This is a genomic window from Serratia entomophila (genome assembly GCF_021462285.1).
GTDB lineage: Bacteria > Pseudomonadota > Gammaproteobacteria > Enterobacterales > Enterobacteriaceae > Serratia > Serratia entomophila.
In genome coordinates this window covers 1,898,195-1,913,506 of record NZ_CP082787.1, presented here as the reverse complement: position 1 = coordinate 1,913,506, position 15,312 = coordinate 1,898,195, and the positions used below count along the sequence as shown (strand labels likewise).

Genomic DNA, 15,312 nt, shown 5'->3' with positions numbered 1-15,312 from the left:
CATGAAAATTTTATCCCCCCTGGCTGTATGCCTCGCCGCTCTGCTCGGCGCAGGCTGCGGCAATGCATTGAAAAGCGATTACCGGGCGCCGCAGGTGAACTACCCGGCCCACTGGCGTCAGAATGACGGCGCCGTTCCGCCGCCGTTTGACTGGCGCGATTTTCAGGATCCGCAACTTGACCGTTGGCTGCAGCAGGTGATGGCCGGCAACAACGATCTGGCCGCTGCGGCGCTGCGGGTCTACCGCGCCCGGCTGGATGCCGAAAGGGTCGGCATCAGCAGCAGCCCCAGCCTTGGCGCCGCGCTGAACGCCGGCAGCAGCAGGTCATTGTCCGCATCTTCGCCCTGGAACAAAAGCAGCAGCGCCAGCCTCAGCACCGGCTATGAACTCGACCTGTGGGGCAAAATTGCCCGCCAGCGCGATGCCGCCGAGTGGGCCAGCCAGGCAAGCGAACAGGATCTGCAGGCGTTTCGCCTGACGTTGCTGAGCGAAGCCAGCAACAACTACTGGCGGATCGGCTTTATCAATCAACAAATCGGCGTCATTCAACAAAGCATTGCCTACGCCAAAGACACGCTGCGGCTGGCCAAAGCCCGTTTTGACGCCGGCGGCTCCTCGGCGCTGGACGTGGTGAACGCTGAACAAAGCCTGTTGACTCAGGAAAACCGCCTGCTGGCGTTGCAGCGTGAACGCCTGCAGGCGTTGAACGAACAGGCGGTATTGCTGGGAACGGCGCCGGGCCGGGCCGTGGTCGAACCCACTCGCCTGCCAAGCGCGCCGCTGCCGCAAATCAACGGCGGCATTCCGGCCAGCGTGCTGAGCCAGCGGCCAGACATCATCGCCAGGGAGCTGCGGCTGCGCGCCGCGCTGGCCAACGTCGATATCAAGCGCGCCGAGTATTACCCGGCCTTTAATCTGACGGGTTCCCTGGGCACCAGCAGCACCGCGCTGTTGGAGTTCCTGCGCAACCCGATCGGTTCGGTGGGCGCTAGCCTGTCGCTGCCGTTCCTCGAATGGCGGCAGATGAACGTAGACATCAACATTGCCCGCAACGACTATGAACAGCGGGTGCTGGAATTCAAACAGGCGTTGTACAAAGCCATGGCCGGCGTAGATGACGCCCTTTCGCTGCGTGCACAGCTGATGGCACAGGAAACGCATCTGCGCGCGGCGCTGGCGCTGGCGCGCAAATCGGAGCGGCTGAACGAGGTGCGTTATCGGCAGGGCGCCGTGCCCATCACCTTCTGGCTGGATGCGCAAGAGCAACGCCGCCAGACGGAACTGGCGCTGGACGACAACCGCTTCAATCAGTACCAGAATTTGGCAAAAATTTATCAGGAATTTGGCGGCTCGGCGCCCTAACCTACCCCTAATCTACCGGCCTGGCCCTTACGCCAGGCCGGTCATTCTGCGTGCGAAAATGCATTAATTTTGCCCGTATTCGTACCGGCAACGCCTATGCTTCAACCACCGCAAATCAGACAAAAAACCGCCAATCTGAACAATAACCCACCTAAAAACGCACTATTTCGGTGCATACACATAAGATAAACTGCTAAATTTGATCGCCGCAGGATATAACGTTAAGCTATAGATGCAAAATAATTAGTCACCTATATGACATAACTCGGGCTAAAACGACTTTGTTTTGTGATCCACATCTCATGAAAAGAGTGGAGGCTAGCAACCTGAAACAGCAATATGATTAGCCAAACTGATGGCTCAACAAGAAAAGTGAACGGGGATTACGAATTCACCAACAACTAAAAATTCATTAAGGGATGATTATATGAAGTTAAGAAGAAAACGTCATAAACCGATGCACATTAATGACATCACCATCATCGACGACAGCAAGCTGAAGAAAGCGATCACCGCGGCCGCATTAGGCAACGCGATGGAGTGGTTCGACTTCGGCGTATACGGCTTCGTAGCCTACGCCCTTGGGCAAGTCTTCTTTCCCGGCGCCTCTCCCGGCGTACAGATGATCGCCGCACTGGCCACCTTCTCGGTGCCTTTCCTGGTGCGCCCGCTCGGCGGCCTGTTCTTTGGCGCCATGGGCGACAAGTTTGGCCGCCAAAAAGTCCTTTCCATCACCATCATCATCATGGCGGTGAGCACCTTCTGTATCGGCCTGATCCCGTCCTACGCCTCGATCGGCATCTGGGCGCCGATCCTGCTGCTGCTGGCCAAACTGGCGCAGGGCTTCTCCGTCGGCGGCGAATATTCCGGCGCGGCAATCTTCGTGGCCGAATACTCCCCGGACCGCAAACGCGGCTTTATGGGCAGCTGGCTTGATTTCGGCTCCATCGCCGGGTTCGTGTTGGGTGCGGGCGTAGTGGTGTTGATCTCCAGCATCGTCGGCGAAGCCAACTTCCTCGACTGGGGCTGGCGCATTCCGTTCTTCATCGCCGCACCGCTGGGCCTGATTGGTCTCTACCTGCGCCATGCGTTGGAAGAAACCCCGGCGTTCCAGCAGCACGTGGAAAAGATGGAAAAGGACGATCGCAGCGCCATCGAGAATCCGCCGAAGACCTCGTTCAAAGAGATCGCGTCCAAACACTGGAAAAGCCTGTTGGTGTGCGTCGGTATCGTTATCTCCACCAACGTGACCTATTACATGTTGCTGACCTATATGCCGAGCTATCTGTCGCATAACCTGCACTACTCGGAAGATCACGGCGTACTGATCATCATCGCCATCATGATAGGCATGCTGTTCGTGCAGCCGGTGATCGGCCTGACCAGCGACCGCATCGGCCGTAAGCCGTTTATCATCGGCGGCAGCATCGGTCTGTTGGCGCTGGCCATTCCGTGTTTCATCTTGATCAACAGCAACGTGATTGGCCTGATCTTTGTCGGCCTGCTGGTGCTGGCGGTGCTGCTGAACTCCTTTACCGGCGTGATGGCCTCCATCCTGCCGGCGATGTTCCCGACGCACATCCGCTACAGCGCCCTGGCGATTTCGTTCAATATCTCGGTGCTGGTCGCCGGCGCCACGCCAACGGTCGCCGCCTGGCTGGTTGAGTCGACCGGCAACCTGTACATGCCGGCCTACTACCTGATGGTGGTGGCGGTGATCGGCCTGATCACCGGCCTGTATATGAAAGAAACCGCCAACAAACCGCTGCGCGGCGCCACTCCGGCCGCCTCGGACCGCGCGGAAGCCAAAGAACTGCTGCAGGAAACCTACGACAACATCGAACAGAAGGTCGAGGACATCAATGCGCAGATCGCCGAGCTGGAAAAGAAAAAACAGACGCTGATCGATCAGCATCCGAAGCTGGACTAAGGTCATCTGACGGACAAAGCCACCTGCGGGTGGCTTTTTTATTGGCTCAGAACGGTCAGGCTGAAATGATTAGGCGCGCATTTTATGCCGCGATAAATTGATGTTACTCTGCAGACCAACCCTAACCGACTGAAGAATATCACCAATGAGCAAAATGGATCTGCCCGTCATCATTGGAGTCGTCATTATGATTGCGCTGTGGGTCGGCGTTGCCTTCAACATCGGCGACATCACCCTCAGCATTTCACGCTTTTTCCACTGGCTCGAAAGCCAGCGCGGGCAGTAAAAAACCGCCTGACGGCGGTTTGCTTTTTCACCTGCGCCGGTCAGTTCACCTGACACCAGTTGTGCTGCTTCACGATGCCGCCGTCCGGCGAACTGTAGCCGATGCAGCCCAATACGCTGTCGAACAGCTTCTCATGGAACACCGGCGTTTTCGCCTGCTGCAGCGCCTTCAGCCGCTCGAAAGCCGCCTGATGATCGGGTTGGCTGAGAAACTTATCCGACGCCCATACCATGATCGGAATGGTGCGCTGCTCTTTGGGCGCGCGATCGCGCGGCGTGCCGTGGAAATGCAGGTTCTCGGAGATCGACTCGCCGTGATCCGAAGCGTAGAACACGATGGCGTTGCGGTTGCGCAGCTGGTTGAACACCTGCTCCAGGAAATAGTCGGTGTACAGCAGGCTGTTGTCATACGAATTGACCATCTCTTCGGTAGAGCAGGTGTCGTCTATACCCTGGCATTCCGGCTGATAGCGGGCGAAGGCGCGCGGGTAGCGCTCGGTATACATATAGTGCGAGCCTTTGCTATGCAGGATCACCAAATGTTTGCCCTGCGGATGGCGGCCCAGAGAATCCTGCAGTTCGTCTATCAGCGCCATGTCGTCGACGGGTTTGCCGGCGTTGCGTTTTTCCGCCTGAATGGTTTCCCGCAGCGCATAGTCATCCGCCTGCGCCTTATTATAGAACCAGGCCTCGCTTTGCATCGAAAACAGCTCCGAAGAGAACCCCTGCTTTTTCAGCACCGAGAACACGTTCATTTCCTTCAGCGTGCGCTGCGGCGCTTCCGAGGCGCCGCCTTCACGCACAAACATGCAACGCAGCGAAAGCTTGGTCGAGGTGTCGCAAGAGTAGCCCTGCAGCACCGCCAGGTTCTTTTCCTTATCCAGATAAGGCGTGTTGTCGCGCTGGTAGCCGTAAATACCCATATGATCGCGGCGTGCGCTTTCACCGATAACGAACACCACGTAGAGATCGTCGACGTCCTTCGGCGGTTGATAGGTAAAATGCGCCGCCGGATCGAACAGGTTACGGCTGTCTTCCGCCTGGGCGTAAGCGCTGTAGGTGAACAGCCCCAGGGCGGACAGCCAGTTGGACGGCGAATAGCTGCCGGCCACTACGCCTCCGTAGCTGGCCATCAGCTGGTTGTTTTGTCTGTCATGCTGGTCCTGCACCTGCCCCATCAGTTTGAGCGGCAGCCAACAGCACAGCCCGGCGGCCAGCATCACCCCGCCTTTCTTCAGCATCGCCCAACGGTTGCTGAGCCGCAGCGCCGCCTCCGGCATCGGTGCCAGCCAGATGAGCAGCAGCGGCAACAGGCTGACCAACAGCATCCATACGCCAAAATGCCAACCCACCGACTCTTTCGACAGATCGATGTCCGTCGTCATCACCGCCGCCAAAATGCCGTAGCCGATATCAACGTGGAACAGCACCATGTAATAGCTGGCGGCCACCGAGATCAGTACCAGCAGCGTCGCCAAAATGCGAAACACCCGCCTTCCAAGGAAAGAGATCAACAGCGTGACAAAACAGACCAGGCAAAAGGCCGCCAGCACCTCGACGCCAACGGACAGTAAATTGTCATAGCGAAGCTGCTGATAACGACGATAAAAGATAGGGATATTGAGGAGTACACCCAGATAGAACGCAATGAAGAAGGAGACCTGTAACTGGGTCCAACATCGGAGTTTCTGCATTATTTGATACCATTCCCGCCAAAGTAGCTAATAGCCGATTACTGACACAGGTTGTTGAGAGGCGTGCTCCCACCCTGCTGTTTAATGAATGGATGTCAGACAGGCAATTTGGCCGTGCGTTGCTGAAATAATGCGGTTTAATGTTGTGATAGTGTAACAATTCATGTGCAAACCCGGAGCGACGGCGTTGCCCTGCCGCTCCGGGTGCGGCATGGCTAGGACGACAGCGGCGTTCCCGTACCGACCGCATGCTCGGCCGGCTGCGCCGCCTGCTGCTCTTCACGGTATTTCTGCTTGTCCCAGGCGCGGAAGAACGGGTAGTAGATCGCCATGGAGATCAACAAGTTCACCACCTGGATCACCGTGCCGGAAATATGGCCGCCGGTCGCCAGATAACCGCTGATGAAAATCGGCGTGGTAAACGGCAGCGCAATCCCTACCGGCGGCGTCACCAGCCCGGTGGCCATGGCGCTGTAGGTGACAATCACCAGCACCACCGGCGTCAGAATAAACGGCAGGAAGAAATAGGGGTTCATCACCAACGGAATGCCGAACACCATCGGCTCGCTGATGTTAAACAGGCAACCCGGCGCGGCGATTTTACCCAGTTGCTTCATCTGCGCGCTGCGGCTGCGGATCAGCATAAAGATCACCAACCCCAGCAACGCGCCGGTGCCGCCGGGGGCGATCCAGAGGTCATAAAACTGCTGGGTGATGATATGCGGGATCGGCTGGTTGTTCTGAAACGCCACCAGGTTTTCCGACATGTTGGCCAGCCAGACCGGCTGGATAAACACCAATACGATGGCGTCGCCATGCAGCCCCAGCGTCCACAACAGCCCGATCAGGATCACCGAGAAAATCATCCCCGGCAACGTGCCGCCGACGTGATGCATCGGAATGCCGATCACTGTGGAAATCATGGTGTTGATGTCGCCAAAGGGCGTCGCCTCGACGATCAGACGCAGCACCAGGATCACCGCCAGCACGCAGAAACCGGGGATCAACGCCAGGAATGACTTGGCCACCGCCGGCGGCACCCCTTCCGGCATATTGATCACCAGATTGCGGTTGTGCACGAAACGGTAAATTTCCGTCGACAGCAGCGCCACCACAATGGCCACAAACAGCCCCTGACTGCCGATAAAGTTCATCGGCAGCACCCCTTTGACGATCTGTTCCGCCGCCCCCTGCACCGGTGCGAACAGCGTATGCTGAGGGATGGTCATGATAAACGCCACCAGCGACACCGCGCCGGTACTGAGCGGATCCATGCCGCGGTACTTCTCCGCCAGCCGGTAGGCGATGCCGAAGCTGGAGATGATCGCCATAATGTCGTAGGTCGCCTTGACCGGATACAGCAGCTTGTCGCGCCAGGCGGCGCCGAACGCCTCGCTCATCAACCCGGCGTAGCTGGGGATAGGCAGGTAGGCGAAGATCAAAAAGAACGACCCGATCAACATGAACGGCATATTCAGGATAATGCCGTCACGCACCGACAAAATATGCCTTTGCCCGGCGATTTTCAGCGCCGCCGGCAATACGTACCGCTCCAAAACACTATTGAGTCCCGCCATCATTCCCCCCTGTCCGGCAGCGCCGGCCATCATCATTTGCGATTGTTTTTATGGAATTGCAACTCAGTTGAACTGCGGCAAATACGCCTGGTTCAGCCTCAGCACCTCGTCGAGCAGGGGTTCGGCGATGCCGACGCCGCCGATCAGCGGGTTCACCACCAGCGCCAGCAGCGCGCTGCGGCGATCGCCATGCACCGCCGCCTCAATGGTCAGCCGCTCGAAGTCTTTCACCTGCTGGGTCAGCCCGTTCATCGCCGGCGGCAGGGCCCCAAAGGCCAGCGGGTGCGCGCCCTGCGCGTCGATCACGCAGTTGGTTTCAATCACCGCGTCATCCGGCAGCCCGCGGATCGCCCCGTTGTTGCGGGTATTGACCACCATCGCCTTGCCGCTGTTGTTATGAATTGCGCGGATCAGATCGACCGCCACTTCGGAGTAGAAAGCGCCGCCGCGGAAACTCAGCTGCTCGGGTTTTTTATCCAGCGCCGGATCGGCATAGAGTGCGAACAGCTCCGCTTCCACCTTCATCACCTGCTCGGCGCGGGTGCCCTGCGCGGCCGCAGCCTCGATCTCCTCTTCCAGCATGCCGGCCGTCTGGTAGAAATAGCGGTGGTACGGGCAAGGAATGGCGCCCAACGCCCGCAAAAAAGCCGGCGGCCACGGCAACTCTTTGATGTTGTTCATCGACAGCGTTTCGCCGTTGCTCAGCATCTCCAGCACCTGGCCGGTCACGTCCTCGCCGCTTTGCGTCACCTGATGCACCCACACCATATGATTGAGCCCGGCGAAACGCAGCTCGACCTGCTCGTAGGGCGCTTTCAGCATATTGGCGATCCTGTGGTGCATGGTGATCGGCACGTTGCACAGGCCGATAATCTTCGCCTTGCTGTAACGGGACACCGCTTCGGTCACGATGCCCGCCGGGTTGGTAAAATTGATAATCCAGGCGTCTGGCGCCACCGCCTCCACCACGCGCGCCACCTCCAGCATCACCGGGATGGTGCGCAACGCCTTGGCGAAACCGCCAACGCCGGTGGTTTCCTGGCCCAGCCGGCGGTATTTCAGCCCTAACCGTTCATCGGCGGCCCTGGCCGCCAGTTGCCCCACCCGCAGCTGAGTCAGAACAAAGTCGGCGCCGCGAATCGCCGGTTCCAGCGTAAAGTGCACCGAGACTTTTACCTGCTCCAGGCCGCTGCGTTTAAGCATTCTTTTGGTCAGCTCGGCGATCGTCGTCACTTTATCCCGGCCGCTCTCTACATCCACCAGCGCCAGTTCGCTTAAAGGAACATCCTGATAATGGGCAATCAGCCCTTCGACCAGCTCCGGCGTATAGCTGCTGCCCCCGCCAATTACGGCTATCTTAGTCATTGTCTGCTCCCCGCGCTAAACGGCGATAAAGTTCGATCATGTCGGTGGCCAGATCCTGAATCAGCATGGCGTTCATTAAATGATCCTGCGCATGCACCAAAATGAGGCTGACCGGTATTTTCCCCACGCCCTCATCCATGCCTATCAGCTCCGTCTGCATGCCATGCGCGCGTCCTATCGCCGCGTTGGCCTCCGCCAGCAGCGCAGCGGCGGCATCAAACTCGCCGCGGCGCGCCTGTTGCAGCGCAGAAAGCAGTGCGCTGCGCGCGCTGCCGGCCTGCACCAATAACTCCATTACGCTGGTTTCCAGATCCACATATCCCCCCGCCGCCTGGTTTCAGGCATAGCCATGCCGCAGCGGGTTAAGGAAATAACCCGCGGAAATCGATAAATAAAATATGCCGGGGAACTCGCCCCGCGTGTTGCTTTAAGCCAGCAGGCCCAGCGCCTTATCCAGCACTTTATCGCCGCGCAGGGTGCCGTAATCCATCATGTCGATCACCGCGACGGTTTTGCCCAATGGCGCCGCCAGTTCGGACAGGCGGGCATGTTCATACTTTACCTGCGGCCCCAGCAGCACGATGTCCGCCTGCGCGATCGCCCGTGCAAACTCTGCCACCGGCACTGCGTCAATCTCGATATCCAGCGCGCGCTTTTGCGCTTCGGTTTTCATTTTTTGCACCAGCATGCTGGTAGACATGCCTGCGGCGCAGCATAAGACGATTCGTTGCATGTTTGATTGACCCTGTGGTGAAGCCACGTCGGCTGTACAAACATAAAACAGCCCTGCAACACGCTTGTAAATACCTTAATTGCATACGATTTAATTATGATTCGCACTTAAATCATATAAAACAACCGGTTAACAAAATCACTTCATGAAAATTTTTTTCAACACTGTGATCGGCGATCGGATTCTTTCTAAGAGCAATGAAAGCGGATATTTTTACCCACTTAAAAGAATAACAATATTAAATGGTTAAAAAAGATTGCGACGACGTCGAGATTTTTATCCCGATTAAATTGAAAATTTTTTTCATTAATTTATTCTGTTGGTTAAGTCTTTATGCCGAATGAAAAACAGGCTAGTTTGGCAAAGAGTGAAGCCGCCGCTTGGCGCAACAAAGGGACGCTGCAGTCATGGATCTCGTTTACCACATTCAGTTCAGGCAAAATCCGTTCAGCCGCCAGGAGGCGAAGGTCGCCCGCGCGCTGCTGGACAACCCGGCGTTTGCCGCCACCGCCACCATTGAGCAACTGGCGGCGCGTGCCGGCGTCAGCACCGAAATCGTCGGCCACTTTGCCAAATCGCTGGGCTGCCAGGATCTCAACGACTTTATCGGCCTGATGCGCGGCCAACCGGCGGCATTGCAGCAACAAGCCGCAGTGGCGCAACCGGTGTTGGGAGGGATGGACATCGCCTTCGCATCGGCCGCCGAGATAGGCAAGCTGCCCGGCGTCAACCAGGCGACGCTCAGCCGCTTCGGCAAATCTATCGGTTGTGAAGATATTGCCGACATCGTCTACCAAATTCGCGCACAGCAAAATCACCTTAGCCAACAGGAAGCCAAGGTAGCGCAGACCATATTGGAAGACATCGCCTTCGCCTCTTCCGCAACCATCGAACAGTTGGCGGCCCAGGCGGGGGTTAGCCCGGCCACCATTACCCGCTTCGCCAAAACCCTGGGCTGCGACGACATCCGCGACCTGCGCATGAAGCTGGCGCAGGCCAGCGTGGCGGGTTCGCGCTATCTGGGCGGCGCGCAGCCGCAAGACGGCAACGGGCCGCGCCTGTGGCTGCAGCGGGTAAACGATGTGGAAAGCACGCTGCGGCAGCAGCTCCAACAGTTGGATCACGCCGCGGTGATCGGCATCTGCCAGCGGTTGAGCCAGTCGAAAAGCGTGCATATTTTCGGCGTTGGCGGCATGACGCTGTACGTCAACGACCTGCAGCAGCGCCTGGTGGGTATGGGATGCCCGGCCTTCACCTGTCTGGATCCGGCGCTGATGCGCATGACCGCCTCAACCCTGAGCACGCCGCAAAGCGTCATCTTGCTGTCTGGCAGCGGCGAAAACAGCGATTTGCTCAACGCCGCCAGGTTGACCGCCGCCAGTGGCGCCTACAGCATCGCCCTGGCGCCCGCCGGCAGCACCTTGGCCGGGCTGGCGGACAGCCTGTTGCCCATCGGCAACGGCAGCGCGGCGCGCTATGGGCTGATGCTGGCGATCGATCTGCTGCTGGCCCAGCTGCTGCCCGAAAGCCTGAACGCTCAGGCGGCGGATTAGTCGGCGCGCGCCGCCGGAAGACAAAGAGTCATCTACAATTAGCAAAGTGCAACAGACGCCGCGAAAAGGATGATGAAATGACCGACTACGTATTCTGCAACCAGATATTGGCCAGGCTGGCCGCCAACCACCCCGACGCGCTGGACGCAAAAACCTACGAATATTGGAAACAGGATGCGACCAGCCCGCACGCCTTCGCCGATCCCTTCGCCTATTTGCAGGCCAAAGGGCTGATACAGGCCTACGTGATGAGCGATATCGACGAAAATAATTATGATATCGACCCGCATCAAACGAAAATAACCGCCGCCGGGCTCGATTTTATACGCGCAGGCGGTTTTAAATAGCCGCCAGGGATTTGAGGATCTGATATTTAACGGGCCCGCCTCATTGCAAGAGGCGGGCGATTAAATCCAGAGCGTCATCTGCAGCCGCAACTGCGTTATCGGTCATATCCTGCTGTTCCACGGCCTTCTCTATCGCATCCATGAGTGCCGGCGCGCTGGTTTCCCCACCAAGTTTAACCACTTCTAATACGGCCTTGCCGATTGCCAGACAAATTTCTTCATCAAACTCAATGGGTTTATTCGAATACATAACCACCTCAGTAAATTTTCACCCACGAATACTAGACCAGAATGCCGTATTTCGCATGCAGCCGGCAGATAATTGCCACAGACGCGGGCTTTCCTACCGCGCTGCGCCATCGCGCGCATACGGGGATTTTTGCCCTGTTATCCATATCTACAGCGGCATTAGATTTCTTTCTTTTTCACCTTGTAGAATTTGCGTTGGAAATCTTGCAACGACAAAGTCTCATCGTCCCCAAACATGACACGAAACCCCTTTCTATAGGCAACAACCTCTTTTATCGCTATATCCGGGTAGAGCTTTTTTAACCTGATGAGCCAATCTTCCGCTTCGAAATCCCGCATATCATCCCCAGCTAGATGTCTGACAGGTGAACATGGCGCATTAAATCGCGGCAGCGCCTTTATAGTTACGGTTGCTATAAGAATTTTCGTATCAAGCAAGATTATAGCCTAGCCAGAGAGCAAGACATAGCAATGGCAGGCGGCGATAGAACTGATAAGCGCGGTATTCCCCGAGCGGAGCTCTGGTGCCGACGCACAGAATAAAAGTGATATTGGGGAAAGGATCTTCAGGCACAAAAAAACCGCCTCTCGGCGGCTACGACATTACTGCTTATTGCTTTGATTATTCGGTATTTTTATTCCCTGGTACCCGGGGCGGGACTTGAACCCGCACAGCCATAAGCCGAGGGATTTTAAATCCCTTGTGTCTACCGATTTCACCACCCGGGCTCGGGAAAATTGGAGGCGCGTTCCGGAGTCGAACCGGACTAGACGGATTTGCAATCCGCTACATAACCGCTTTGTTAACGCGCCTTAATTCTGTTTGCCTTTTCAGGCTGAAGTCGGAAAAACGCCAACTTCATCAAATTTGGAGCGGGAAACGAGACTCGAACTCGCGACCCCGACCTTGGCAAGGTCGTGCTCTACCAACTGAGCTATTCCCGCATTAATCAGAACTTGCTGATTTTTTTACTATCTTTCGGCGATTCGTCGCTGCCGTCTGATGCGATGCATTCTACTTGCCTGACGTAATGAGTCAATAAAATTGTTGGCTCATTACGTTCGTTTGCCGATTTTTGCAGCGCTTTGATCAGGGTTCAAGCAGATCGTTTCGCGCAGCGTTCAAATATTGGAACATCGACCAGAAAGTCAGCACCGCAGCGATGTACAGCAGGCCAAACGCCACATATTCAACGGAACGATCGGGGCGCCACAGCAGCCCGACCAGCGACATCATCTGCGCCATGGTCTTCACTTTACCAATCCACGATACCGCCACGCTGCTGCGCTTACCGATTTCCGCCATCCACTCGCGCAGCGACGAAATGATAATTTCACGGGCGATCATGGTGGCCGCCGGCAGCGTGATCCACCAGCTGTGATAGTGTTCCGCCACCAACACCAGCGCCACGGCAACCATCACTTTGTCCGCCACCGGATCGAGAAACGCCCCAAAGCGAGTGGTTTGCTTCCAACGACGGGCTAAAAAGCCGTCAAACCAGTCGGTTACAGCAGCAAACACAAAGATGATGGCGCAAACCATCGGAGCCCAGGTGAACGGCAGATAAAATGCCAACACAAAAAACGGGATCAATACTACGCGAAACAGGGTAAGCCACGTCGGTATATTCAATTGCATAATGCTACGCTAACTATCTGGCTGGAGTGGGAATTAAGAGTATGTTGCTACATTGCCCTCAGTGTTTCAATGCATTGTAGATCTTTTCTGCCAATGCTTGTGAAATACCCGGCACTTTTGCAATTTCCTCAACGCTGGCGTTCAATAATGGTTGAAGTCCACCCATATACTTCAACAGCACCTGTCGCCGTTTTGGCCCAACGCCTTCGATCAGTTCCAACGCGCTGGTATTTCTGACTTTTGCCCTTCTCTGGCGGTGCCCGGTGATCGCATGATTGTGCGAGTCGTCGCGGATATGCTGGATCACATGCAGCGCCGGCGAATCCGGCGGCAGCGATATCCCCTCACCTTCCGGCACAAAGAACAGCGTTTCCAACCCGGCCTTGCGATCGGCGCCCTTCGCGATGCCAATCAGCAACGGCTTGTTTTTATCCCAACTGACGTTCAACGAGTTGAACACCTCGATCGCCATGCCGAGCTGGCCTTTGCCGCCGTCGATAAAAATAACGTCTGGAATTTTTTTCTCTTCCAACGCCTTGCCATAGCGGCGTTTCAGCACCTGCGCCATGGCGGCGTAGTCATCGCCCGGCGTAATGCCGGTGATATTGTAGCGCCGATATTCCGAACGCAGCGGTCCGTTGCCGTCGAACACCACGCAGGAAGCGACCGTCTGCTCCCCCATCGTATGGCTGATGTCGAAACACTCCATCCGATTGATTTCGGACAGGTTAAGCACTTTCTCCAGCGCCGCCAGCCGTTGGTGAATCGTCGACTGCTGCGAGAGTTTGGTGGTCAGAGCCGTTGCCGCGTTGGTGCGCGCCAGCTTCAAATAGCGGGCGCGATCGCCGCGCGGTTTGCTCTGAATCTGAATCTTGCGGCCCGCCAGCTCAGAAAGCGATTCGGCCAACAGATCTTTTTCCGGCAGGGTGAAATCCAGCAGGATCTCCCCTGGCAGGGTGCGCGCCTGGCTGCCCTGCAGGTAGAATTGGCCGACGAAAGTCTGCACCACTTCCGCCATTTCCGTGCCGCCCGGCACTTTCGGGAAATAGCTGCGGCTGCCCAGCACCTTGCCCTGGCGAATGAACAACACGTGCAGGCAGGCCATACCGGCGTCAAAGGCTACGCCAATCACGTCCAGATCGTCGCTGTCGCCAGAGACGAACTGCCGTTCCGTGACGCGCCGCACCGCCTGGATCTGATCGCGTATGCGCGCCGCCTCTTCGAAATTCAGCAGCTTGCTGGCGTTTTCCATTCGCTCAATCAGCTGGTGCAACACCTGCTGATCCTTGCCGGACAAGAACAGGCGCACATAGTCTACCTGTTGCCGATATTCCTCTTCGCTCACCAGGCCGGCGACACAGGGCCCCAGACAGCGGCCAATCTGATACTGCAGACACGGGCGCGAACGATTGCGGTATACGCTGTTTTCACACTGGCGGATCGGGAACAGCTTTTGCAGCAGTGCCAGCGTCTCGCGCACGGCGTAGGAATTGGGGAAAGGCCCGAAGTACTCGCCTTTGGCGTGCTTGGCCCCCCGATGCACCGCCAGCCGCGGATGGCTGTCCGCGCTGAGGAAAATCAGCGGATAAGATTTATCGTCACGTAAAAGAACATTATATCGCGGCTGGTACAACTTAATGTAGTTATGTTCCAGCAACAGCGCTTCTGTTTCGGTATGGGTAACAGTTACGTCTATTTGCGCAATATTTTTAACCAGGGTCTCTGTTTTGCGGCTGCCAACCTGCTGGCGGAAGTAGCTGGCGAGACGTTTTTTCAGGTCTTTGGCTTTGCCGACGTAGATAACCGTGCCCGTGGCGTCATACATGCGATAGACGCCGGGCTGGCTGGTTACGGTGCTCAGAAAGGCTTTGGAATCAAAACGATCACTCACTGCTTAACAACGTCTCCGCATTGAACAATCCGTGTCTGATAGCCAGGTGGGTCAGTTCGACATCGCCGCTGATGTTCAACTTGCTGAACATGCGATAGCGATAACTGTTCACCGTTTTCGGGCTGAGGCTCAGCTGTTCTGAGATCTCATTGACCTTTTTGCCTTTGGTAATCATCAACATGATCTGCAGCTCGCGTTCGGACAAACAGCTGAACGGCGTTTCGGTCTGCGGCTCCAGCTGGCTTAGCGCCATTTGCTGGGCGATGTCAGACGCGATATAGCGCTGCCCGGCATGCACCGAGCGCAAAGCGTTGATCACTTCCTGCGGCGCGGCGCCCTTGCTCAGGTAACCGGCGGCTCCCGCTTGCATCACTTTTGCGGGCAACGGATTTTCTGTATGTATAGTCAACATGATGACCTTGACATCCGGCGCATAACGCACAATTTTGCGCGTGGCTTCCAGCCCGCCAATGCCCGGCATATTCATATCCATCAACACGATATCGACGGCGTTGCCACGGCACCATTTTACGGCGTCTTCACCGCATTGGGCCTCACCAACAACTTTTATGCCTTTGATATCTTCGAGAATGCGTCGTATCCCTGCGCGCACCAGTTCGTGGTCATCAACAAGAAGAACGCTAATCAAGGAAAAATCTCCAAAAAAAGGGAGTAATGCAATCAGC

15 protein-coding genes and 3 tRNA genes are annotated in these 15,312 nt (G+C 56.6%); 5 read left to right on the top strand and 13 right to left on the bottom strand.

Features of this window, described 5'->3' with window-relative positions:
• The first annotated feature begins 1 nt into the window (after nt 1).
• The 3 genes from KHA73_RS09320 to KHA73_RS09310 all read left to right on the top strand — a co-directional run bounded on the left by KHA73_RS09320 (nt 2) and on the right by KHA73_RS09310 (nt 3,579).
• Nucleotides 2-1,363, top strand: a complete 1,362-nt coding sequence (locus tag KHA73_RS09320) for a macrolide efflux RND transporter outer membrane subunit EtsC (protein ID WP_234590479.1) — start codon at nt 2-4, stop codon at nt 1,361-1,363.
• Nucleotides 1,364-1,790: 427 nt separating this feature from the next.
• On the top strand, nt 1,791-3,293 hold the full coding sequence (gene proP, locus KHA73_RS09315) for a glycine betaine/L-proline transporter ProP (RefSeq protein WP_234590477.1): 1,503 nt from the start codon (nt 1,791-1,793) through the stop codon (nt 3,291-3,293).
• Between the two features lie 145 nt (nt 3,294-3,438).
• Nucleotides 3,439-3,579, top strand: a complete 141-nt coding sequence (locus tag KHA73_RS09310) for a hypothetical protein (RefSeq protein ID WP_234590475.1) — start codon at nt 3,439-3,441, stop codon at nt 3,577-3,579.
• A gap of 40 nt (nt 3,580-3,619) precedes the next feature.
• On the opposite strand, the gene eptB is transcribed toward KHA73_RS09310, so the two are convergent.
• The 5 genes from eptB to KHA73_RS09285 all read right to left on the bottom strand — a co-directional run bounded on the left by eptB (nt 3,620) and on the right by KHA73_RS09285 (nt 8,947).
• A complete protein-coding gene (gene eptB / locus KHA73_RS09305; protein WP_234590473.1) occupies nt 3,620-5,272 on the bottom strand; it encodes a kdo(2)-lipid A phosphoethanolamine 7''-transferase in 1,653 nt (550 codons plus the stop codon).
• A gap of 215 nt (nt 5,273-5,487) precedes the next feature.
• A complete protein-coding gene (gene celB, locus KHA73_RS09300) occupies nt 5,488-6,849 on the bottom strand; it encodes a PTS cellobiose transporter subunit IIC (RefSeq protein ID WP_234590471.1) in 1,362 nt (453 codons plus the stop codon).
• A gap of 63 nt (nt 6,850-6,912) precedes the next feature.
• Complete coding sequence (locus KHA73_RS09295; RefSeq protein WP_234590470.1) at nt 6,913-8,214, bottom strand: 6-phospho-beta-glucosidase; 1,302 nt, start codon at nt 8,212-8,214, stop codon at nt 6,913-6,915.
• Nucleotides 8,207-8,509, bottom strand: coding sequence for a PTS lactose/cellobiose transporter subunit IIA (locus KHA73_RS09290; RefSeq protein WP_234591232.1), 303 nt, complete (start codon nt 8,507-8,509; stop codon nt 8,207-8,209). Before KHA73_RS09290 ends, KHA73_RS09295 begins: the two co-directional genes overlap by 8 nt.
• 132 nt (nt 8,510-8,641) lie before the next feature.
• Nucleotides 8,642-8,947: a PTS sugar transporter subunit IIB gene (locus tag KHA73_RS09285; RefSeq protein ID WP_234590469.1), complete on the bottom strand. Its 306-nt coding sequence runs from the start codon at nt 8,945-8,947 to the stop codon at nt 8,642-8,644.
• A 407-nt stretch (nt 8,948-9,354) separates the two neighbouring features.
• On the opposite strand from KHA73_RS09285, the gene KHA73_RS09280 reads away from it, so the two are divergent.
• Both KHA73_RS09280 and KHA73_RS09275 read left to right on the top strand, forming a co-directional pair.
• Nucleotides 9,355-10,500, top strand: coding sequence for a MurR/RpiR family transcriptional regulator (locus KHA73_RS09280; protein WP_234590468.1), 1,146 nt, complete (start codon nt 9,355-9,357; stop codon nt 10,498-10,500).
• Between the two features lie 77 nt (nt 10,501-10,577).
• The gene (locus tag KHA73_RS09275) at nt 10,578-10,847 is read left to right on the top strand and encodes a hypothetical protein (protein WP_234590467.1); all 270 of its coding nucleotides are present in this window, start codon (nt 10,578-10,580) and stop codon (nt 10,845-10,847) included.
• A 40-nt stretch (nt 10,848-10,887) separates the two neighbouring features.
• Here KHA73_RS09275 and KHA73_RS09270 read toward each other — a convergent pair whose 3' ends face one another.
• From KHA73_RS09270 to uvrY, 8 genes are all read right to left on the bottom strand, one after another.
• Nucleotides 10,888-11,097: a hypothetical protein gene (locus tag KHA73_RS09270; protein ID WP_234590466.1), complete on the bottom strand. Its 210-nt coding sequence runs from the start codon at nt 11,095-11,097 to the stop codon at nt 10,888-10,890.
• Nucleotides 11,098-11,255: 158 nt separating this feature from the next.
• Nucleotides 11,256-11,435, bottom strand: a complete 180-nt coding sequence (locus KHA73_RS09265) for a hypothetical protein (RefSeq protein WP_234590465.1) — start codon at nt 11,433-11,435, stop codon at nt 11,256-11,258.
• A gap of 304 nt (nt 11,436-11,739) precedes the next feature.
• A tRNA-Leu gene (locus KHA73_RS09260) sits at nt 11,740-11,825 on the bottom strand.
• Between the two features lie 10 nt (nt 11,826-11,835).
• Nucleotides 11,836-11,909, bottom strand: a tRNA-Cys gene (locus KHA73_RS09255).
• Nucleotides 11,910-11,965: 56 nt separating this feature from the next.
• A tRNA-Gly gene (locus KHA73_RS09250) sits at nt 11,966-12,041 on the bottom strand.
• A gap of 145 nt (nt 12,042-12,186) precedes the next feature.
• The gene (gene pgsA / locus KHA73_RS09245) at nt 12,187-12,735 is read right to left on the bottom strand and encodes a CDP-diacylglycerol--glycerol-3-phosphate 3-phosphatidyltransferase (protein ID WP_234590464.1); all 549 of its coding nucleotides are present in this window, start codon (nt 12,733-12,735) and stop codon (nt 12,187-12,189) included.
• Between the two features lie 58 nt (nt 12,736-12,793).
• Entirely contained in the window at nt 12,794-14,626 is a 1,833-nt protein-coding gene (gene uvrC, locus KHA73_RS09240; RefSeq protein WP_234590463.1) for an excinuclease ABC subunit UvrC, read from the bottom strand.
• Nucleotides 14,619-15,275: a UvrY/SirA/GacA family response regulator transcription factor gene (uvrY, locus tag KHA73_RS09235; protein WP_061798271.1), complete on the bottom strand. Its 657-nt coding sequence runs from the start codon at nt 15,273-15,275 to the stop codon at nt 14,619-14,621. Before uvrY ends, uvrC begins: the two co-directional genes overlap by 8 nt.
• Between the last annotated feature and the right edge of the window lie 37 nt (nt 15,276-15,312).